Consider the following 19,895-nt stretch of genomic DNA (forward strand, 5'->3'; position numbering starts at 1 on the left):
AAAACCAATGATGGAAAAGGCGCCTGCAAAGCCGCGGGCGCCTTTCCAGATCTTAGTTGTCGAAGCCGACCTTGTCGACCAGCGTGCTCGCTTCCTTGCGATGGCTGACGATCTCGGTCAGAGGCTTGGAATCGATCTTCAGTTCGCCGAGTGCGGCGATGATCGGATCCGATTTGGCGCCGGCCTTGACCGGGTATTCGTAATTCGCTTCGGCGTAGATCTTCTGGGCTTCATCGGAGACGAGATATTCCAGAAGCTTTACTGCTTCGGCCTTGTTCGGCGCATTTTTGGCGACGGCTGCACCGCTGATGTTGACCTGCGTGCCGCCATTCTTGAAGGTCGGTAGAATGACCTTGATGGCCTCGCCCCACTTGACCTGATCGGGGCCGCCCTTGCCGGAGCGCATCAGGCCGACATAGTAGGAATTGGCGATGGCGATATCGCAAATGCCGCCGAGAATGTCTTTGGCGCCGTCACGGTCGCCGCCGCCCGCCTTGCGCGCGAGGTTCGCCTTGACGCCGGTCAGCCATTTTTCAGTTTCCGCGGCGCCGTAATGCGCGATGTAGTCCGCAAAGAGCGCCGTGTTGTAAGGATGCTGGCCGGCGCGAATGCATACCTTGCCCTTCCATTTGGGATCCGCAAGGTCCTCGTAGTTGAACGATGCCAGATCCAGGTCCTTCGCTGCATAGAGCACACGTGCGCGCATCGAAAGGCCGAACCAATGGCCCTTTCCGTCGCGCAGCTGCGAGGGAATGGCGGCATTCAGGACCGCCGATTCGATCGGCTGGGTCACGCCTTTTTCGGCCAGATCGACCAGGCTGCCGGCATCGACCGCCATCAGGATGTCTGCGGGCGAGCTGGCGCCTTCGGTCGCAACGCGCTCGGCGAGTCCGTCCTTCAGGAAGACGGTATTGACCTTTGTCCCGGTGGATTTGGTGAATGCGTCGAGAAGCGGCTGGATCAGCCCCGGCTCGCGTGTCGTATAGATATTGAGCTCAGCGGCAGCGGCCGCGCCGGCGTCGAGGAAAAGCGAGGCGGCGAGAAAGGTCGATGCTGCGATGGCGTGCGTATTCATATGTCCCTCCAGGAATGCGCCATTCTTGCAGCAGTTTATGAACCTTTCAGTCAAGTTTAAAAGTTCAACTTGCAGTCGCCTTCACGATTTATTGATCCAGTTTAATCCCTCAAATGCAATCCTAGATTTTGATCTCTGAAAACGCCAAAACCTGGCCGCTGTCGATGGAAATACGCACCAGATCGACATCCTGCGGCAGCCGGTGTGTCGTTCTGACCGTCAGAGGTACTTCTAGCTCATCGACACGAATGAGAAACTGCTCGAATTGCCCATGGAAGCTTCGTCCTACGATACGCCCGGAGAGGTCACCGCCATCCCGGGCGACAGAGATCGCCTGAGGACGAATATAAAGCGTCGACGAACTGCCTTCCGGTGCAGCCAGGGTCTGTGAGAAGCCGCCAATTGCTGTCTCGATCTTGCCGCGCCTGTAGACGCCGGGCACCTTGTTGAAGTCACAGAAGAATTCGGCCGCATAGGGGGTGAGGGGCCGATCGTGCAGATCGTAGCCTGTACCGGCTTGTACGATCCGACCAGCCTTCATCAGCACCACTCGATCTCCGGCCGAAAGCGCCTCTTCCGGGTCGTGCGTGACCATGATCACCGTGGTGCCCAGCGTCTTCAGGAGCGACAGCGTGTCGTTGCGCACTCTGTCCCTCAGGCTCGGGTCCAGATTGGAAAACGGTTCGTCCATCAGCAGGATGCGGGGTTGCGGAGCAAGCGCTCTTGCCAGCGCCACACGCTGTTGTTCGCCGCCCGACAGCATATGTGGAAAACGATCGGCGAGATGGGTGATCCCCATTCGGTCAATCAGCTCGGCGCTCCTCCTGATCGCCTCGGCTCTGTTGCAGGCTTTGAGACCGAACAGGATATTCTGCTCCACGCTCAGATGCGGGAAGAGAGCATAATCCTGGAAAACAAAGCCAATATTGCGCGCCTCCGGCTCCGTGAAGGCGGATGGGCCTGAAATCTCCTTGCCTTCCAGGAAAATCGTGCCGCCATCCGGCGTGTCGACGCCGGCGATCAATCTGAGCAGTGTCGATTTCCCGCATCCGGAGTGTCCGACGAGGCAGATGATTTCTCCCTGGCGGATCGATAGCGAGATGCAGTCGACGGCTGCCGTCGGTCCGAAGCGTCGGGTCAGCTCCTGGATCTCCAGCGCAAATTCCGCAGTATTGGCAACCATTCCTGACGTCCTCGCGATCGTGGAGCGATGGGTTTGGACGTTGATACAGAAAGCGGATAGCGCTGAAAACCGTCCCGCCCCGCTATTCTTTTATGTCATGCCAAAGCGTTTGCCTCTCCGCCCGCGCCGCAGCTCGGGCAATGCCCTGCGTGAAATCGCATCATGGCGCCTCGTGCTTTCGCTTCCGGTGAAGTCATGTCCGGATGGCGCCTGTTGGGCAATCTGATTTTGAATGATGTTCAGGCTTTGCGGGTCGGGCAGAGGCAAGAAGCGTCTGGCGTCTCAAAAGCATTCCGAACAGATCCCGCGGCTCGTCCGGATCGGCCAGCAGATCGAGGTGGTTTATCGAGGTGGAGCCACTCACCCGGTCGCGCGCATAGCGGAGCGCGGAGAAGTCCTCGATGGCGAAACCGACGCTATCGAACAGCGTGATCTGCTTGTCCGTCGAGCGGCCCGGCTTTGCGTCTGTGATGACCTGCCAGAGTTCCGTTACCGGATGATCGGATGAAAGCTGTTGGATCTCGCCCTCGATCCGCGTCTGCGGCGGAAACTCCACGAAGATGTCTGAGCGAAGCAGCACGTCGCGGTGCATCTCGGTCTTCCCGGGGCAGTCGCCGCCGACACCGTTGATATGGACGCCGGGGCCGATCATGTTATCGGTCAGGATCGTGGCATTGTGCTTGTCGGCGGTCGCGGTGGTGATGATATCGGCCGTCTCGACTGCCTGTTCGGGGGAGTCGCAGGACAGGATGTCGAAGCCAAATCCTTCAAGATTGCGGCGGCATCGGGCGGTTGCTTCGGGATCGATGTCGTAAAGCCGCAGCTTGTCGATGCCAAGCAAGGATTTGAAGGCGAGGGCCTGAAACTCGCTCTGGGCGCCGTTGCCGATCAGGGCCATGGTGCGCGCGCCCTTGCGCGCCAGGTACTTCGCCGCGATCGCCGAGGTGGCCGCCGTGCGCAGCGCCGTCAGGATTGTCATTTCCGACAAAAGCAGGGGATAACCGCTGTGGACGTCGGACAGCACACCAAACGCCGTCACCGTCTGCAAGCCTGTCCTGGTGTTTTTCGGATGGCCGTTGACGTATTTGAAGCCGTAGAGCGTCCCATCGCTGGTCGGCATCAGCTCGATCACGCCGTCTCTCGAATGGGACGCGACGCGCGGGATCTTGTCGAAGCTTTCCCAACGGCGAAAATCGTCTTCGATATAGCCAGCCAACTCGACCAGAAACCTGTCGACGCCGGTGGTGACGACGAGGTCCATCATGTTCTCGACGCTGATGAACGGCACGATGTTCAGGTTGGCGGATACGGGCATCAGAAACTCCTCGTCGGGCGGTCCATGACTTTGCGGCCCATCAGGCTGGCGGTGAGATCGACGAGCAGCGTCGCGGTGCGACCGCGCTCGTCGAGGAATGGGTTGAGCTCGACCAGGTCGAGGCTGGTGACCAGGCCGCTGTCATGCAGCATCTCCATGACGAGATGCGCCTCGCGGAAGGTCGCGCCGCCTGGGACCGTCGTGCCCACGGCTGGAGCAAACGTCGGCTCGAGGAAATCCACGTCGAGGCTGACATGCAGCAAGCCATTGGCCGCTCCGACCTTTTCGAGAAAGGCGCCCAGCAGCGCAGCGATACCGTGTTCGTCGATCGCGCGCATGTCGTGAACCGTGACGTCACTCTCGCGAAGTGCGGCGCGCTCGGCCGGATCGACGCTGCGGATGCCGACCATGCACATATTGGCCGGATCGACCGGATGGGAGAGCTTCGGCATATATCCATCAAAGCCCGGACGGCCGGTGAAATAGGCAACCGGCACGCCGTGCAGGTTGCCGCTGGTCGTGGTGTCGAGCGTGTGGAAATCGCTATGGGCATCGAGCCAGAGCAAGAAAAGCGGCCGCCCGGCTTCAGCGGCGCGGCGGGCGACGCCCGCCACCGTGCCGGCGGAGATCGCGTGGTCGCCACCGAGGAAAATCGGCATGCCTTCCCCGCTTTCGCGATAGGCCAGTTCCGTCAGCAGCTCCGTCCAGGCGACGATCTGCGGAAGGCGTCGAACGGCTGTATTCGGATGCTTGATGTCGGCAACCTTCGAGATGCCGACATTGCCAAGGTCGGTCACTTGATGGCCGAGCTCCTGAAGAGCGGCCTCGAGGCCGGCTGTCCGAAGGGCGCTCGGCCCCATTTCGCAACCCAGCTGGGTCGCGCCGTCCTGCAGGGGGATGCCAATCAGTTTACAATGCATGTCTTTATCTCCGTTGGAACCATTCGATCACAAGCGACTGGCGGATTGAACAGGGCAATTTGTCAAATTATACAAATTGGCTTATCAAAACGGTGCCACATGGAGCCATTTTGATTATGGACGATTTTGACAGTAAACTCGTGACGCTATTGCGACACAATGCGAGGCGGAGCATTTCCGACCTCGCGACGGATCTTGGGACCTCGCGTGCCACCGTTCGTTCGCACATGGACAGGCTCGAAAAGGACGGCAGCATCTTGGGCTATACGGTCATTTTGCGGGCCGATGCTGTCGAACTGCCGGTGCGCGGCATCATGATGGTGGAGATCGAGGGTAGGGCGGCGGACCAGGTCATCAAAACTCTCGGCGGATTTCCGGAGATTTCGGAAATCCACACTACCAACGGTCGCTGGGACCTGATCGTTGAACTCGGCACCACCACATTGGCCGAATTCGACATCGTGCTGCGGCGAGTCCGTTTGGTGCCGGGGATTACGGCGACCGAAACCAGCCTTGTGCTGGCGACCCCACGCAGCACCAAGGCGCGGCTGTGAAAAAGGCCGCGAAATGCCGCGGCCTTCCGATAGCGGAACATCGACCGGTTATTGCGGGGTCATGTCGAAGCCGAACCACTTCATGGACAGCTTCTTCGTCGTCCCGTCCGCCTTGGCGGCGGCGATTGCCTCGTCGAACTTCTGCTTGAGTGCAGTATCCGCCTTGCGAAGACCGACCGAGCTGCCGGCGCCGAGGAAACCGCCCTGGAAGCGCGGGCCAACGATCGTCATGTCGCTATTGGTCGGCTTCTGCACGGCGGTCATGAGGTAACCCATCGATGCCATGACGAAATCGACGCGGCCGGAGACGAGATCGAGGTCATGCTGCTCCGTGGTCTTGTACTCGCGAACCTGCACGACGCCTTTCAGGTATTCGTCGATGAAGCGTGCGGCGATCGAAGCCGTCTGGACGCCAACCGTCTTGCCCTGCAGCAGCGGCTTCAGCTCTTCGACGGCCTTGCGGGCGCCGGCTTCATTGGAGGCGAGCGAGAAGAGCTCGTCCTTCATGGGCATCTTTGCCAGCGGGCCGTCCTTCAGCGTGGCGAAGGACTGGCCGGTGCTGCCGTACGACAGGGAGAAGTCGATGACTTCCTTCCGCTTTTCGGTCGCCGACATGCCGGCCATGATGGCGTCGAACTTGCCGGCGTTGAGGGCGGGGATGATGCCGTCGAAGGCTTGAGCGACGAACGTGCACTTGATTTTCATGCGCTCGCAGAGGTTCTTGCCGAGTTCGATGTCGTAGCCGTCCAGCGTGCCATCCGGGCGGGTCAGGTTGTAGGGCGGGAAGGCGCCCTCCGTGGCGATGACGATTTCGGTTTTCTCCTGCGCAGCGGCGCCGGTCGCCATCAGTGTCACCGCCGTGAAGGCCGCGGTGATTGCTGTCCTGATGAATTTCATGTGTCAGTTCCCTCTTTTTGTTTGGGTAGAATCGTTGCCGGCTCAGCCGCTGATGAATTTCCGGAAGCGCTCGGATTTCGCCTCGGTGAACATATCCTGTGGCCGGCCCTCCTCTTCGATGGCGCCCTGGTGCAGGAAGATGACCCGGCTCGAGACATCGCGGGCAAAGCCCATTTCGTGGGTGACGACCAGCATGGTGCGACCTTCCTCGGCAAGCGCCCGCATGACGCGCAGCACTTCGCCCACGAGTTCCGGGTCGAGCGCCGAGGTCGGCTCGTCGAACAGCATCACCTTCGGCCGCATGGCAAGTGCGCGGGCGATGGCCGCGCGCTGCTGCTGGCCGCCGGAAAGATGCGCCGGGTAATGATTGCGCTTGTCGGCAATGCCCACCTTGGCAAGCAGGGCTTCCGCCTCTTCCAGGCATTCGGCGCGCGAACGTTTCTGCACGTGCAGCGGCGCTTCCATGACGTTTTCGAGCACGGTCTTGTGGGACCAGAGATTGAAGCTCTGGAACACCATGCCGAGCTCGGAGCGGATGCGTTCCACCTGCCTGCAGTCGGCGATGCGGCTCTTGCCGGAGCCGGCAGGCTTCATGCGGATGGTTTCGCCGGCAACCGTCACTTCGCCGGCATCGGGTGTCTCGAGCATGTTGATGCAGCGGAGCATGGTCGACTTGCCGGAGCCGGAGGAGCCGAGGATCGACACGACCTCGCCCTCGCGCGCCTCCATGTCGATGCCCTTCAGCACTTCGACGGGACCGAAGCTCTTGCGAAGCCCGCGCACGGTAATGGCCATCGGTGCGGGTGGATTGGTCGAAGGCATCATCTTGCGGCTCCCGTGGATGTGCTGGGCAAGGCCGCAGGCTGGCGCAGGTGCGGGCTCAGTTGATATTCGGCAAGGGCGACAAGCCGGGTGAGGATGAAATTGATGGCGAGATAGATGGCACCGGCGACGACGAAGACTTCGATCGCCCGATAGGTCTCGGAGATCAGCTTGGCCGCGACGCCCGTCACTTCCATGATGGTGATGATGGAGGCAAGCGACGTCGCCTTCACCATCGAGATCATCTCGTTGGAATAACCGGGAAGGGCCTGGCGGATCGCGAGCGGCAGGGCAATGCGCCGGAAGGTCATGAAACGGGACATGCCGCAGGCGCGCGCCGCTTCGATCTGCCCGAACGGGACCGAGAGCAGCCCGCCGCGGATGATCTCGGCGGAATAGGCGGCAGTGTTCAGCATCAGGGCGATGACAGCGCACCAGTAGGGGTCGCGCAGCACCACCCAGAACATGCTATGGCGGACTTCGCGGAACTGGCCAAGGCCGTAATAGATCAGGAAGATCTGCACGAGCAGCGGCGTGCCGCGGAAGGCGAAAATATAGGCCCTCGCGAACCAGTCGAGCGGCAGGATGCCGGACAGCCGGCAGAGCGCCAAGCCGAGGGCCAGGAACGCGCCGAGTCCGATCGCGCTCGCGGCAAGCTGCAGCGTCAGCGGCACGGCCGCAACAAGGCTCAGGAAGGTCTCGTAGAGAAACGGCAGATCCATCAACCCCTCCTGACGCCGCGCGTGAAGCGCTTTTCGCTGAGTTGCAGGAGACCGCCGGAAACCGTCGAGATAGCCAGGTAGATGGCAGCGGCAATGACGTAGAAATCGAAGGGCAGGCCGGTGGAGCCCGCGCCGATCTGCGACTGCCGAAGGAGTTCGACGACGCCCGTGACCGAAACCAGGGCGGATTCCTTCAATACGACCTGCCAGACATTCCCCATGCCGGGAATTGCGTGGCGGAGTGTCAGCGGCGCCAGGATCCTGCGAAACCGCAAGGAGCGTGACATGCCGCAGGCGATAGCCGCCTCCAGCTCGCCGGAATGCACCGCCCGATAGGCGCCGCGAAAGACTTCCGTCTGCTGGGCGCCGGAGGTGATACCGACGGCGGCGAGCGCACCGGCCAGAAAGCCCGGAAAGCCGATGAAGCCTTCAGCGCCGAAGAGCCTGCCGATCGCGGTCACCGCGGCGCTACCGCCGAAATAGAAAAGATAGATGACCAGAAGATCGGGAATGCCGCGCAGAACGGTGGTGTAGAAACCCGCTATCCCGCGCGTCACCCACCCGCCTGAGACTTTCGCCCAGGCGCCGAAGACGCCGATCACGGCACCGATCGCAAAGCCGGCGATGGCGATCAGGACCGTCATGATGGTGGCCGCGGCAAGCGCCATGCCCCAGCCATTCGGGCCGGTTCCGATCAGATCCAGTATTGTCGGCTGATTCATGAAAACCTCATCCACATGGAGGTTTGTTCGGATCGAACCCGGGCGGGTCGGCACGAGGACAAATCGTTTTGCGCCTCGTACCGGGTCCGCCGCCGGGTCAGAACGATGGCGTCAGATCGAGCTTGCTCCACTTTTCGGAGAGCTTTTTGATGACGCCATCCGCAGCCGCCGACTTGATGGCTGCGTCGAACTTTTCCTTCAGGTCGGTCTCGCCCTTGCGCATGCCCATGGCGACTTCCGTCGCCAGCATGGCGCCTTTCATCAGCGGTCCGGCCATCGCCAGATCCTCGTTGCCGGGCTTTGCAAGCGCCGTGGTGCCGTAGACTCCGCTGTCGAAACCGGCATCGATGCGACCGGCCTTGAGATCGAGATCACGCTCGCCGGAATTCTTGTAGGTCCGAACTGTGACGTCCTTGCCGAAATAGGCGTTGATCAATTGTTCCTGGCTCGTCGATTGCACGACGCCGATCGTCTTGCCGGAAAGAACGCCGCCGATCGTCTTCATCACGGGATCGGCCTTGTCCTTGTCGTTGAGGTTCAGCCTCTCGCCGGTCATCGGCAGCTTGCTCACCGGGCTGTCCTTCAGCGTGATGAAGGTCGCCACGCCGCTCGCGTAGGGCACGGTGAAGTCGACGACTTCCTTGCGCTTTTCATTTATCCCGAGCGTCATGATGAGGTCGAACTTGCCGGCATTGACGCTGGGGATCATGGCGCTCCATTCCCCGGCGATCAGCTCGCACTCGACCTTGGCGCGCTGGCAAAGGTCGTTGATGAGGTCGATATCGAGGCCGGTCAGCTTGCCCTTGGAATCGAGTGCGTTCCATGGCGGAAAGGCGCCTTCGATGCCGACCTTTACATGGGTCCAGTCCTTGGCTTCCGCGCCCGGCAGCATGATGCTGAGAGTGGCGGCCAGTGTGACCGCCCAGAATTTCCCGGTTTTCATGTCGTTGTTCCCTTATTTGTTCGTTGTGTCGGAGAGGAAGGTCGGGATGTCATGATCCTTCGAGGGCAAGCACCGCGCAGGCTTGCCTCAGGACGGAGAGAATGCGGTTGCGCGTCTGGCGCGCATGAACCGCGAAGAACGGGATATCGGCATGCCCTTCTGGCAGGGCCGCCAGTTCGCGAAGCCCCGAGAGTGATGGCCAGGCCGGATGCGGCAGCGCGCTGTCGTGATGGAAACGGTCGCCGAACGTGTAGTTCAACGGAACGAGGAGGCGGGAAGCCTGCCGAAGGCGGTCGTTGATGATCTCGGCTAGAACCGGATCGGTTTCCCGCTGCGCAACGCCGTTGACCGCCTCGGCACGCCGGCGCAGTTCATTCACCGCCGAAATCAGGACATTGATATCCATCCGTCCTGCAAGATCCGCGTCGAGGCCGTCGAGTTCACTTTTGAGAGACACTGCGTAGGCGGCGTAGTCGAGCGGCAGGACGCGGGCAGCGAGCAGTTCATCGAGCACGCGCAAAACGATCTCGGTGTCGCGCTGAAGATTGGCCGGATCGATATGCTCTTGCGTATCGTGCGGGGTGTGCCACCACCACCCGAGCGCCGTCAGCATCTTCACTGGCCCCGGGGGCTGGTGGCTTAGGCTGCCGAACATCGAGGGAATGCCGACGCCCCAGAAGGACTGGTCGGCAGCGCGCCCGTGACGACGACCGCGATGCACCTGGCCGGTCACTGTTTCGACGGCCCTTGCCGCGACTGCCTTCAATTCGTCGATGACGGCCGAGTTTGTCAGGATGTCCGCGCCAGCACCGCCGGTGGAATCGACGTTCACATGCGCCACGCAGCGCCGTTCCAGATCATCCCAATATTCGTCCGCATACCAGGCGGAGCCGGAATAGCGGCCGTGGGAATGACCGGACCAGAAGCAGATCCGCAGACCGCGCCGCCATTCGTCACGCCGCTCGGCCAGAAGGCGGGCGGCCTCCAGCATGGTGGCATTGGCTCCGCCATTGTCCATCACGCCGTAGTGCCAGGTGTCGTGATGGCCGGAAAACAGGATGAAAGGTGCATTCGGCCGGTTGTCCGGAAAAAGTTCCGCGACCAGGATGGGCGTCTTGCGCCAGCCCGTATCGACCTCCGTCGTCAGGCGGGCAACAGGCGCCTTGCCTGCGCGGCAGGCCTGCCGCAGCTTTTCGCCGTCGTCGCGGGCGATCGTGCAGATCGCCGTCTTTGGCAGTTGCTCGCGCGTATGCTGCGACGGGCTGCCCCAGACGGGTGACACGCACATCTCATAGAGATGTTCGTTGGGGCTGACATGGATCTGTCCGATCGCGCCGCGGGCACTTGCAAAGGCCGCGACATCCTCGGTCGCAATGCCGTCGACAAGCACGATGCGCCCCTTGACATCGATGCCCTCGAAGTCGGCTTCGGTGCCTTCTCCGACATGGACAATCTCTGCCGAGACACCTTCGGCAGGTGTCGAGACCGACATGGAATGGGTGATGCAACCGATCGCGGCACCACCGACCTCGACAGCCGCCTTGCCCGGGAGGCTGATATAGGCGTCATGAAAAAGAAGCTGCGTCCGATAGCCGTAAGAGGCCATCTGCCGCTCCAGATATCGAAAACTTTCCAGCTCTTCCGCCGTGCCCGAAAGCTTTACTCGCCTGGCGAACTCGCGGATGTGATCCATCAGGATCAGGCGGTCGGGCCGGAGCGGCGCCTCAGACATCCCGCTTCTCCCGAATGTCGGGCTGGACATCGTCCGGGATCGGATTGATGAATGGCGTGCCTTCGAGCCGCGCCGCGTGATCGGCTTTCGCCTCGGCGATCAGTTCGGGCTTGAGGATGAGGTCAACGGCTGTCGATGCCATGACCTTGGCCGCATGGGTCATGCCCTTGTGCGCGGCCGGCAGTTTGCCCTGGGCGACGAGCTGCCAGGAATGGCCGGGCGTGCCGATGGCATAGGTCGCACCCCGCATCTGCACTGTCGGCACGACCCAGCTGACCGAACCGACATCGGTGGAGCCGACGAGCGTGCCATCGCCGCTTTCCGGCGGGAAGATCACGTCGCAGAGGGAGACGCCTTTGCGGACCTTCAGCCCGAACCGGCCGAAGGACGTGGCGATATCCGCCGGGCTGAAGGTCTCCTGGAATTTTGCGGCGGTCGCCTTGTCCGCAGCGTCGAAGGGCGGCAGGCCGACGCGTTCGATATGATTGTGCATGAGCGCCTCGAGCGGTGTGTTGCCGATGAGGTTCGCATCGCCGCTGACGACCTGACTGCGTACCGACGTGCCGGTCATCAGGGCCGCACCGGCTGCGACATCCTTTACCCGGGCGACGAGCTCCAGCAGCTCGGGAAGCGTGCGCGCCCGGATGAGATAACGCACCGAAGCCTTGGCCTGCACGACGTTCGGCGCATGGCCGCCGGTATCCGTGATGGCATAGTGTATGCGCGCCGTGGACGGCATATGCTCACGCAGGTAGTTGACGCCGACATTCATCAGTTCGACCGCATCGAGTGCACTGCGCCCCAGATGCGGGGAGGCGGCGGCATGCGACGCGCGGCCCGAGAAATGGAAGTTGAGCTCGTTGCAGGCGAGCGAGATCGGATTGTTGACGCCGACGAATGCGGCCGGATGCCAGGAGATGGCGATGTCGACATCGTCGAAAACGCCGGCGCGTACCATGAAGCCCTTCGACGAGCCGCCTTCTTCGGCCGGGCAGCCGTAGTAGCGAACGCGGCCCTGAAGGCCGTTGGCCTTGAGGTAGTCCTTGACGGCGGCTGCCGCCAGCATGGCACCGGAGCCGAGAAGATTATGCCCGCAGCCATGGCCATGGCCGCCTTCGACGACCGCCTTTTCTTCCGCAAGGCCGGCCACCTGGCTGAGACCGGGCAGGGCGTCATATTCACCGAGAATGGCGATGACCGGCCCGCCTTCGCCGGCCTCGCCCATCACGGCCGTCGGGATGTCTGCGACATTGCGCGTAACCCTGAAGCCTTCGGCCTCAAGCAGTTCGGCATGAGCCGCGGAGGAGCGATATTCTTCATAATTGGTCTCCGGAACCTCCCAGACGTAATCGCTGAGCTCGGCAAACCGGGGTGCCTTGTGGTCAACGATCTCCCAGACGCCATCCGAATTTTTCATTTTTGCCTACACATTTGATCCAAAATTGGTACCAATTTATGAGAAGATTCTTCTTTCGGCAACCGAAATTTCTGGCTAATGAATAGGCAAATCGCCTCGCGGCCGCCTGAGGTCAAAACTATGAATAGCCTGCTCGACGATTCCGTTGCCGATGGCGAACCCGATGCCACCCAGCTCATACTGACGGACATTCAATCCGGCCTGTTTCCGCCGGGTGCCTGGTTGAAGCAGATCGATCTCGAAGCGCGTTACGGGCGGGGGCGCAACGAGATCCGCCGAGCGCTCGATCGCCTGGCGCAGAAGCGCGTTGTCGAGCACGTGCCGAACCGCGGCTATCACGTCTACAAGGCCGACGGAAAACAAGCGGATGATATTGCCGAGATCCGTATCATACTGGAAACCGGGATCGTGTCGAAAGTCGTGGCCATGGCGACTGCCGAGGATCTCGGGAATTTGCGCGCTTTGGCAGAGCGGTTCGAAAACCTGACCCTGCACGGGACCGTGCTGGAACTGTATGAAGCCAATCTGAGCTTCCACCGTGCCTTCGTTCAGCTGTCCGGTAACGATGAGCTTGGATGGGACTATCGCCGAACTCCGCCAGCGCACATCTTCCGCTCCCGTTGCCCAATGGAAGACACGGGCCCGAATTGAGCAGTCAGCTCTAGAGCATCATGAGATGGTCGATCTCCTGGAGGCGCGCAACGTCAACAGGCTGAAGTCGCTCATCGAGAGACACATCCGACAAAGATGAGCATGCTTTGTAAATCCCCCACTGCCACTGCGTAGGCGGGAAACAGATCCCGGTGCCATCGGCACGGCAAAACAGCGGCGCCGGTCGTTCAATTCTGGCGGAAAGCGGCAACAAGATCAGCAAGGGCAAGACGATGCTCGTTCTGGCTATAACGACGGCGCCCTAGTCAATTCTATCTAGATAATCGGGCTCCCGGGATCGCGGGCCGGCGCCTTGTTTCGCAAGCGAGAAATGCGAGATACCGCTTCGGCACCGGTCGTGGATGCCCGATTTTAACGCTGTTTTGACGCTGCTTTGACTGCGGCGCGCTAGGGCAGGCGTGCGGTTTCCAGGGATGCTCTATATGCTTCAACTCGTTAATGGCCACAACGCTGACATGCGCTGCCGACCGGCCGTCGTGCCTGTCGCGCTCTTGTCAAGGACCGCTTTTGTGTCAGACTGTCTGCTGGACGGGCAGCCCAGGTTCGATGAGATGATCGAGAGGGGCACAAGACGAGTTGGGCCAATGGATCGCATGGATGCAAAACATGCAGTGTTCCGGATGTACCTGCTTGGCCCGTTCAGTCTCGTCGACAGCAAAGGGAAATCCGCCACACCCAGGTCCCAGAAGGCCCAGGCGATCCTTGCAATGCTTGCTCTGTCTGCGCGGGGATCCCGCTCGCGGGTGTGGCTGAGAGACAAATTGTGGAGCGACCGATCCGAGGATCAGGCGGCTGCCAGCCTGAGACAGGCCCTGCTGGATATTCATAAAGCCCTCGGTTCGTCCCGCGATCTCATCATCGCCGACAAGAACACCGTGTGGCTGGACATGGACCGCATCGCGCTCGACACCGACGATATGCTGCGCAGCGAGCGCCTTGTCGACCAGATCACCGACGAATTGCTCGAAGGCATGGATATCCGCGATCCTGAATTCGAAGACTGGCTGACGGTCGAGAGGCAGAACTGGTACCGACGCGTCGAAGAAGGGCGCGTCGACGATGTTTTCGAACCTCGGCAGCAACCTCGCCGCGACGTCAGCACGCTCTCGGCGCTATTACCTTTGACAGGCTTGCCTGACCAGCGGCCGGCCAATATTCCCTCGGCAGGTGTGGGCAATGATCCGGACAAGCCCCCGTCGCCGGACAATATCCAGTGGACCATCGCTCTCCGGCCGCCGATTGTCATCGGCGCCGGAGATGGCGGGCAGATCGCGGCACTGCAATTCCAGAACCTGCTCGCCAAGGCGATCTTCGACGGATTGGGGCTCGGCATTACCGATCTCTCCTTCGATCCGCACCTTGGCCAGCCGGATCGGAAGATGGGTCTTCCACTGTGCCTTCAACTGCGGCTGACATTCGATGGCAGTCAGGTGCTGGTGGAACTGGCGATCAAGCATCTGCTCGACAACCGGATCATGTGGCTCGGCAGCCGTATGATCGGACGCACCCAGATGGAAAGGTCCGAATACGGGATCGCGGCGGCTCTGATCAGCCAGGCGGTCGACCAGTTGTCGCTGTACCAGGAGATGAGCGCCGGCGACGGTCGCCTGACCCGCGATGGTCTCTTCATCGATGCGGTCAACGCGATCTTCCGGCTTTCGAGAGGCGATCTCGATAAAGCGGAAAGGCAGCTGCAGGAGCAGATTCACTATCAGCCTCGAGCGTCTGCCTTCGCCTGGCTATCCTTCATCCGCACATTCCAGGTCGGCCAGCGCTTTAGCGCGCTGGATGCGCATGTGATCGAGGAGGCCCAGGCCTATGCGCGAAAGGCTCTCGAACTCGATCCCAATAACTCCGTCTCGCTGGCGCTGGTCGGGCATGTGCATTCTTTCCTGTTCCGGGAGTACGATTACGCAGCCGGTCTGTTCGAAAAGTCGATCCGTCTGAACCCGGCCTTGCCGCTCGGTTGGGATCTCTATGCCATGCTGCATTGCTATGCGGGGCAGCCGGAGAAGGCCAGTGCGATGGCGCGCTGGGTGCAGGAGCTCGGCGTCTACAGCCCTCATAAATATTACTTCGATACAACGAAATGCATCAGCGCCGGGTTAGCGGGCGACCACGTGGCGGCAATAACGGCAGGCGAGGATGCACTCCATTCCCGGCCGAACTTCAATAGCCTGTTGCGCTATCTGGCTTCCAGCCACGCTCACACGGGCAATTTGGAGGCCGCGCGCCAATATGTGGAACGGCTCGACAAGGTTGAAAACGGGTTTTCCATAACCTCGTTTCGCGGCACGGGCTATCCGTTGCTCAGCACGGGCGGTGGAAAGCTGTTGCTCGACGGCCTGATCAAGGCTGGCGCCAGAATTCGCTAAGGCATCACGATGATCTCATTATGGGAGACTGGGGCATGGTAGGGGAAACAAACTTGGAGATGCAATCTAAAATTGTAGAATTTATGAATTCATTTAAATTTCGGGTTGAGCCTGATACGGTCCTGCCTTGCGAACCGAGGCCCATCGAGGCCATTCCTGAGGCGGTGGAGCCGCCGCCTCCGGTTCCATCCGCGCCGGCCGATATGCCTGAGGAGGACCTATCCATAGACGAGCCTCCGTTGATGATGGCGACGATGGCAGCTGCCTCGGTTCTCAACAAGGGCGTCGCAAACAAGTCGGTGCTCAACAAGGCTACGCTGAACAAGAACAAGAATAAAAACAAAAATAAGAATAAGAACAAAAACAAGTCGACTATGGACGGCGCGAGTCTCGGCGTATCGCAACTCATTCCAGCGTTCGAATTGCGCAGATTGCACCAGCAGCCGTCGCGCAACGCGTTCACGGCCGCGCGGCGCTTTACCTGGGAAATGCTCGACATCCTGCCACCGCCCGGCCCGGACTATACCCGGCTGGAATCGGCGGTGCTGCTTTCCATGCAGCGGCGCGATCGAGAGCGGGCGAGGCGATTGCCAGACATCGAGGCCGAGGCGACCATTTCCGTGTCGGAATTTACCCGCGCCTTGTATATCGAGGACATCGGCGGGTACGAACAGACCGAGGGATTGTTTCAGGCGATCTTGACCGCCTGCGAATATGTCGGGCTTCTCTACAAGAGCCAGTTCAACAGGCTCCGGCCGAACCAGTTCGAATCCCTGTTGCGACCGCTTCTGCCGGTGCCGGTGCACGAATCCTATCCCAGCAACCATGCCTTCCAGTGCTTTTCGATCGCGTTCGCTTTTTCGACGATCCTGCCTGAACATCCGGCAACGGACGAACTCGCCCGTATCGCGCAGAACGTCGCTGAAAATCGCGAATGGGCCGGGCTGCATTATCCGAGCGATACGCAGGCCGGCCGGGACCTGGCGCGGCGTTTCGCTCCGTACCTCCATGATGCGTTCGGGCCGCTTTTCCAGGCGGTCCACGACGAATGGGTTTGAGGCCGATTTATTCTTTGGGGAGAACGAAGATCATGACGTCCGCCGACATGGAAGCGCCGCAAGCCGCGCCGATGAACTACTACTATCTCTGGCATCTGACCGCGTTGGGCGTCATCGATGCCGACTACGGTTCGCCGCCGATCGTTCCGCCGTCCGAGAACGAGACTGCGGCGCGTCCGGTCCCCGACCCGCAGATCGGGGGAAGTGTCTGGGACACGATTGCGGCTGCCGGTCTTATCCATCCCGCCCGCGTGGCGTTGATCGATGTTGGGATTGCGCCCGATCATCCGAATTTGGCGACCCGGCTTGATCGCGAAGCCTCGATCGACCTTACGAGCCACCGCTACGGTTCGCGCGTCGCCGAAATCCTCGATGCGACCACATCCTTCGACCGTGAAGAAAAGCAGGCGTTCTTCTCGGGGCTTGATATCGCGCCGTTGGGAAATCTCGGCCTGTCCAACGATGATCGGGAATATCTCGACGACATTGTCGCGGAATACGCGGCTTCGCAGGGTGTCGTGCGACGACTGTTTAATCCGGAGTCGCTTTTTGCTTCCCATGGCACCTGCTGTGCCGGCCTGATCGCCGGCGAACCGGCCGTGGCGACGCAGGACGGAGGTCCCTCGGCTCTCCCCGAGGGTGTATTCTACGGTGCTGGCGGCACGCCATGCCCGAGCGCCAATCGCAACGTTCTTCCCTATTTCGGTGTCGATCCCTTCTCGCGGGTGATCTCGATCAGGACGTCTTTCGAGGACGACGTCCTGCAATTCATAGCCGCATTCCTCTACGCCTATCATCAGCGCGTCGATGTCATCGTCCTGCCACGCGGCTTGCCGGACCCGAAGCGCAGTCGGGTTATTCCGAAGAACGAATTGAAGGCCGATCTCGAACGCTGGAAAAATCAGATTGCTGCCGATCTGTTCGCGCGTATTTCTTTGGCTGAGCAGGGGGGCTTCGAGCTGGAGCCCAAAGCCCCGCAAAAGGGATCAAACCCCGATAGAGCTTGGCATATCCTCAAGCAACTCATCGTTGCCATCAGTCATCACATTCCAATCGTATGCGCTGCGGGAAACAGCGGTGAAAGCCAGTTGATCTACCCGGCCAATCTGGCCGCCGACGACAACGGGATAATCGCCGTCGGCGCGGTCACCGTCGAGGGTTACCGCTCGGGATACAGCAATTACGGTGAGGGGCTTACGGTCGTCTCGCCATCCGACGACGGCGAAGTCTTCAATCGTCATCAGTTGCGCGTTGACCGCCTGTCCCCATTCGCTGCGCAACATGACCATGAGGCATTCGGGCTGCGGGAATATAAGTATTCTCACTTCTCGCTGCTGACGACCGACCTTCCCGGCGCATTCGGTTACGACCGGGGTGCGGATCCATGGTCGTCCCTGGTGCCGTCGGCAGCCAATCCCGGCATTGGTGGAGGCTACTACACCACGTTCGGGGGCACGTCGGGAGCCTCCGCACAGGTGGGGGGCATATGCGCCTTGATCCAGCGAGCCCATAAGACCCGGAACGGTGGCGATGCACGGCTCTCCGGCCCTTCCGTCAAGTCAATCCTCCAGTCCACGGCTCGGCTGGATGCGGTGGTCGCACCGGGAATACGCGCATTGACCGCCGACTGCATGAATGCGGATGGCGAAGATGCTCTCGATATGAGCTATTTCTTCGGGTTCGGCCTGCCTGATGTCCCTGCAGCCATCGCCGCCGTCTTGTCCCCGTGAGGCCGTTCCTCAGCAAGGATGACCAGGATTGAAGCCCCCTAAAAAAGGGGGCTTTTTTTGTCGGCGAAGCTTCCTTTTCACGGAAGTTTAACGCGGTGCTGGCGTGCCGATGACGGGTCCGCAAGAAGCTCTTCTCAACGGAAGACTAGACGAGATCGTGGTTTCAAGCCGGAAGGCCGTCGGTACGGCCGGTTCTGGCAGCAACTAATCTTCCCTGAAGTGGCGCGCCTCATGATGAGGTTTGATGCGCCTGGGGCGAGGAGAGCTTAAGATGTCTGCTTATCAGATCGAGCCGTTGGCGGATCAGGCCAGAGCCTTGCTCCAGCGCAATCCGCTCTTTTCAAAGTCCGGTTTCGTGAATGCGGCCGCAACGGGCAACATGCTGAAACAGCGGCCTCGTTATGCCCGAATTCTGGCTGCTGCTTCCGAACTGCCGGGTTGTGGAGAAAGGGTCGAGGCGCTGGCCCGTTATTTCCCAGGCCTTGCCGATGGCGGATATCATGATGCCGACGCGTTCCTGCCCACCGCAGCCTTCCTGCCCGTGCGAAGCGACCCCTACCGGTCTCCCGCGCTGGCGGCTTGGATGGACGAGCTTCAGCGGGGGCTGGAAAGCTACGTCGATGGCGCCAGTTCCGAGGTTGTGGACTACAGCCTGCAGCCTGATCTTGTTGCTGAAGACCTTGCGCTCGAACGCCGTCCTGCCCGCCGGCTTGCCTGTGGTATCGGCCTTGTCCCGATTGACAGTCTGGAAGCGAGCCGCACGATGCGCAAGCGCATCGCTCATTGCCGGCAGGCCGATCCCGGCTTCGAGCAGGCCCAGATGAGTGACCATGACCTGGACCGGATCGACGATCATCTCACCAAGGCAATCGACTTGATCTCGAACGTCGATCCCGGTGGCCATCAACGGCTCACTGCAGGGCTTCACACACTTTATATTGGCACCCGGCGTGGTGCGATAAGCTTGTTCTCCAGCTCCGGTGACCTGCCGGGGAGTGCCGTCGCGGTCCTGTCGCAGGAAAAACTGGACGCCGAAGACTATCCGGCGACCGCCGCGGAGCTTCTGCGCGAAGCGGGGCATGTCCTCTTACGGCTGTATACGGCGGCTGCGCCGTTATCGCTGCCCACCGAGCTGCGATACGTATCGCCATACACACACAGTTTACAGACGCTCGAAAGCATCCTGCATACGGCCTACGCCATTCCCTGGGAGTGCGCCGTCCGCATTGCATGCTTGCCTTTCAGAGCACCGCCTGAGCACCGCGCGCGGGAAGCAGCTTTTGTCATTGCGTATGCTGCCCGCCTAATTCCGCTCATCGATATCGCCCGCGAGGGGATCGAGCGTCTGGGCGGCGATGTTCTTCTCGACCTCCGGGACATCGCCGTCATTCCATCCTGGGGCGCCACAATCCTGGCGCTCATCGACCGGCTTCTGGATTGCGAGCCGCCGGCGCGGCGCCAGGCCTATTATGCCCAGCGCATGTGTGTCGTGGATCGTCAGGCCTGGGATCTAGGCCAGGTGCTTCTGCGGGGGGAGCAGCCCATCGACCCAAGAATGGGCCGCCCGATGCTGCAGGGCAGCGGCGATGGCCTGAGCCTCTGGTACCATGGACGGCTCCATACGATCCGCAAAGCCGCCAGGCAGCCTCCCCATGAGTTATCCTTCCCAGATGTCGCGCTGGCGGGAACGTCAGCTTCGATAGTGATGGAGCATGCGTGATGGGTGGGCGAGGTTGCTCTGAATTCTCAGCAGTTCCC

At 60.9% G+C, this 19,895-nt stretch carries 18 protein-coding genes; 7 read left to right on the forward strand and 11 right to left on the reverse strand.

Going from position 1 to position 19,895, the window contains the following annotated elements:
- Positions 1–52 precede the first annotated feature (52 nt).
- From ACZ9EJ_RS25980 to rocF, 4 genes are all read right to left on the reverse strand, one after another.
- Positions 53–1,075, reverse strand: a complete 1,023-nt coding sequence (locus ACZ9EJ_RS25980; RefSeq protein ID WP_046630221.1) for a Fe(3+) ABC transporter substrate-binding protein — start codon at positions 1,073–1,075, stop codon at positions 53–55.
- A gap of 121 nt (positions 1,076–1,196) precedes the next feature.
- On the reverse strand, positions 1,197–2,258 hold the full coding sequence (locus tag ACZ9EJ_RS25985) for an ABC transporter ATP-binding protein (protein ID WP_046630223.1): 1,062 nt from the start codon (positions 2,256–2,258) through the stop codon (positions 1,197–1,199).
- A gap of 193 nt (positions 2,259–2,451) precedes the next feature.
- Entirely contained in the window at positions 2,452–3,573 is a 1,122-nt protein-coding gene (locus tag ACZ9EJ_RS25990) for an ornithine cyclodeaminase (protein ID WP_046641004.1), read from the reverse strand.
- Positions 3,573–4,493, reverse strand: coding sequence for an arginase (gene rocF, locus ACZ9EJ_RS25995; protein ID WP_046630232.1), 921 nt, complete (start codon positions 4,491–4,493; stop codon positions 3,573–3,575). Before rocF ends, ACZ9EJ_RS25990 begins: the two co-directional genes overlap by 1 nt.
- Positions 4,494–4,609: 116 nt before the next feature.
- Between rocF and ACZ9EJ_RS26000 the strand changes: the two genes are divergently transcribed.
- Positions 4,610–5,047, forward strand: a complete 438-nt coding sequence (locus ACZ9EJ_RS26000; RefSeq protein ID WP_046630234.1) for an Lrp/AsnC family transcriptional regulator — start codon at positions 4,610–4,612, stop codon at positions 5,045–5,047.
- Between the two features lie 48 nt (positions 5,048–5,095).
- Here ACZ9EJ_RS26000 and ACZ9EJ_RS26005 read toward each other — a convergent pair whose 3' ends face one another.
- From ACZ9EJ_RS26005 to ACZ9EJ_RS26035, 7 genes are all read right to left on the reverse strand, one after another.
- The gene (locus tag ACZ9EJ_RS26005; protein ID WP_046630236.1) at positions 5,096–5,944 is read right to left on the reverse strand and encodes a transporter substrate-binding domain-containing protein; all 849 of its coding nucleotides are present in this window, start codon (positions 5,942–5,944) and stop codon (positions 5,096–5,098) included.
- Between the two features lie 42 nt (positions 5,945–5,986).
- Entirely contained in the window at positions 5,987–6,769 is a 783-nt protein-coding gene (locus tag ACZ9EJ_RS26010) for an ABC transporter ATP-binding protein (RefSeq protein ID WP_285229814.1), read from the reverse strand.
- Positions 6,766–7,488: an ABC transporter permease gene (locus ACZ9EJ_RS26015; protein ID WP_046630238.1), complete on the reverse strand. Its 723-nt coding sequence runs from the start codon at positions 7,486–7,488 to the stop codon at positions 6,766–6,768. Before ACZ9EJ_RS26015 ends, ACZ9EJ_RS26010 begins: the two co-directional genes overlap by 4 nt.
- On the reverse strand, positions 7,488–8,210 hold the full coding sequence (locus tag ACZ9EJ_RS26020) for an ABC transporter permease (protein WP_476100095.1): 723 nt from the start codon (positions 8,208–8,210) through the stop codon (positions 7,488–7,490). Before ACZ9EJ_RS26020 ends, ACZ9EJ_RS26015 begins: the two co-directional genes overlap by 1 nt.
- A 97-nt stretch (positions 8,211–8,307) precedes the next feature.
- On the reverse strand, positions 8,308–9,153 hold the full coding sequence (locus ACZ9EJ_RS26025) for a transporter substrate-binding domain-containing protein (RefSeq protein ID WP_046630242.1): 846 nt from the start codon (positions 9,151–9,153) through the stop codon (positions 8,308–8,310).
- Positions 9,154–9,202: 49 nt separating this feature from the next.
- Positions 9,203–10,885 carry a M28 family peptidase gene (locus tag ACZ9EJ_RS26030; RefSeq protein ID WP_046630244.1) on the reverse strand — a complete coding sequence of 561 codons (1,683 nt, stop codon included), beginning with the start codon at positions 10,883–10,885 and terminating at the stop codon, positions 9,203–9,205.
- A complete protein-coding gene (locus ACZ9EJ_RS26035) occupies positions 10,878–12,302 on the reverse strand; it encodes a M20 family metallopeptidase (RefSeq protein ID WP_046630246.1) in 1,425 nt (474 codons plus the stop codon). The genes ACZ9EJ_RS26030 and ACZ9EJ_RS26035 overlap by 8 nt, the downstream gene beginning before the upstream one ends.
- A gap of 120 nt (positions 12,303–12,422) precedes the next feature.
- On the opposite strand from ACZ9EJ_RS26035, the gene ACZ9EJ_RS26040 reads away from it, so the two are divergent.
- The 6 genes from ACZ9EJ_RS26040 to ACZ9EJ_RS26065 all read left to right on the forward strand — a co-directional run bounded on the left by ACZ9EJ_RS26040 (position 12,423) and on the right by ACZ9EJ_RS26065 (position 19,857).
- Positions 12,423–12,953 (forward strand): GntR family transcriptional regulator, encoded by a 531-nt coding sequence (locus tag ACZ9EJ_RS26040; RefSeq protein WP_476100097.1) that lies wholly within the window; start codon positions 12,423–12,425, stop codon positions 12,951–12,953.
- The gene (locus tag ACZ9EJ_RS26045) at positions 12,868–13,053 is read left to right on the forward strand and encodes an FCD domain-containing protein (protein WP_476100099.1); all 186 of its coding nucleotides are present in this window, start codon (positions 12,868–12,870) and stop codon (positions 13,051–13,053) included. Before ACZ9EJ_RS26040 ends, ACZ9EJ_RS26045 begins: the two co-directional genes overlap by 86 nt.
- A 505-nt stretch (positions 13,054–13,558) precedes the next feature.
- Entirely contained in the window at positions 13,559–15,349 is a 1,791-nt protein-coding gene (locus ACZ9EJ_RS26050; RefSeq protein WP_255736498.1) for an AfsR/SARP family transcriptional regulator, read from the forward strand.
- A 35-nt stretch (positions 15,350–15,384) separates the two neighbouring features.
- Positions 15,385–16,407 carry a phosphatase PAP2 family protein gene (locus ACZ9EJ_RS26055; protein ID WP_046641005.1) on the forward strand — a complete coding sequence of 341 codons (1,023 nt, stop codon included), beginning with the start codon at positions 15,385–15,387 and terminating at the stop codon, positions 16,405–16,407.
- A gap of 32 nt (positions 16,408–16,439) precedes the next feature.
- Positions 16,440–18,137: a S8 family serine peptidase gene (locus ACZ9EJ_RS26060; protein WP_046630252.1), complete on the forward strand. Its 1,698-nt coding sequence runs from the start codon at positions 16,440–16,442 to the stop codon at positions 18,135–18,137.
- A 271-nt stretch (positions 18,138–18,408) separates the two neighbouring features.
- Positions 18,409–19,857 carry an aKG-HExxH-type peptide beta-hydroxylase gene (locus ACZ9EJ_RS26065; RefSeq protein WP_476100101.1) on the forward strand — a complete coding sequence of 483 codons (1,449 nt, stop codon included), beginning with the start codon at positions 18,409–18,411 and terminating at the stop codon, positions 19,855–19,857.
- Positions 19,858–19,895 lie beyond the last annotated feature (38 nt).

The organism is Neorhizobium sp. USDA 3394, assembly GCF_056280385.1.

What these genes read in the sequence shown, in the direction of transcription:
- ACZ9EJ_RS25980 (WP_046630221.1), bottom strand. Translation starts at nt 1,075, where the DNA reads ATGAATACGCACGCCATCGCAGCATCGACCTTTCTCGCCGCCTCGCTT.
- ACZ9EJ_RS25985 (WP_046630223.1), bottom strand. Translation starts at nt 2,258, where the DNA reads ATGGTTGCCAATACTGCGGAATTTGCGCTGGAGATCCAGGAGCTGACC.
- ACZ9EJ_RS25990 (WP_046641004.1), bottom strand. Translation starts at nt 3,573, where the DNA reads ATGCCCGTATCCGCCAACCTGAACATCGTGCCGTTCATCAGCGTCGAG.
- rocF (WP_046630232.1), bottom strand. Translation starts at nt 4,493, where the DNA reads ATGCATTGTAAACTGATTGGCATCCCCCTGCAGGACGGCGCGACCCAG.
- ACZ9EJ_RS26000 (WP_046630234.1), top strand. Translation starts at nt 4,610, where the DNA reads ATGGACGATTTTGACAGTAAACTCGTGACGCTATTGCGACACAATGCG.
- ACZ9EJ_RS26005 (WP_046630236.1), bottom strand. Translation starts at nt 5,944, where the DNA reads ATGAAATTCATCAGGACAGCAATCACCGCGGCCTTCACGGCGGTGACA.
- ACZ9EJ_RS26010 (WP_285229814.1), bottom strand. Translation starts at nt 6,769, where the DNA reads ATGATGCCTTCGACCAATCCACCCGCACCGATGGCCATTACCGTGCGC.
- ACZ9EJ_RS26015 (WP_046630238.1), bottom strand. Translation starts at nt 7,488, where the DNA reads ATGGATCTGCCGTTTCTCTACGAGACCTTCCTGAGCCTTGTTGCGGCC.
- ACZ9EJ_RS26020 (WP_476100095.1), bottom strand. Translation starts at nt 8,210, where the DNA reads ATGAATCAGCCGACAATACTGGATCTGATCGGAACCGGCCCGAATGGC.
- ACZ9EJ_RS26025 (WP_046630242.1), bottom strand. Translation starts at nt 9,153, where the DNA reads ATGAAAACCGGGAAATTCTGGGCGGTCACACTGGCCGCCACTCTCAGC.
- ACZ9EJ_RS26030 (WP_046630244.1), bottom strand. Translation starts at nt 10,885, where the DNA reads ATGTCTGAGGCGCCGCTCCGGCCCGACCGCCTGATCCTGATGGATCAC.
- ACZ9EJ_RS26035 (WP_046630246.1), bottom strand. Translation starts at nt 12,302, where the DNA reads ATGAAAAATTCGGATGGCGTCTGGGAGATCGTTGACCACAAGGCACCC.
- ACZ9EJ_RS26040 (WP_476100097.1), top strand. Translation starts at nt 12,423, where the DNA reads ATGAATAGCCTGCTCGACGATTCCGTTGCCGATGGCGAACCCGATGCC.
- ACZ9EJ_RS26045 (WP_476100099.1), top strand. Translation starts at nt 12,868, where the DNA reads ATGAGCTTGGATGGGACTATCGCCGAACTCCGCCAGCGCACATCTTCC.
- ACZ9EJ_RS26050 (WP_255736498.1), top strand. Translation starts at nt 13,559, where the DNA reads ATGGATCGCATGGATGCAAAACATGCAGTGTTCCGGATGTACCTGCTT.
- ACZ9EJ_RS26055 (WP_046641005.1), top strand. Translation starts at nt 15,385, where the DNA reads ATGGTAGGGGAAACAAACTTGGAGATGCAATCTAAAATTGTAGAATTT.
- ACZ9EJ_RS26060 (WP_046630252.1), top strand. Translation starts at nt 16,440, where the DNA reads ATGACGTCCGCCGACATGGAAGCGCCGCAAGCCGCGCCGATGAACTAC.
- ACZ9EJ_RS26065 (WP_476100101.1), top strand. Translation starts at nt 18,409, where the DNA reads ATGTCTGCTTATCAGATCGAGCCGTTGGCGGATCAGGCCAGAGCCTTG.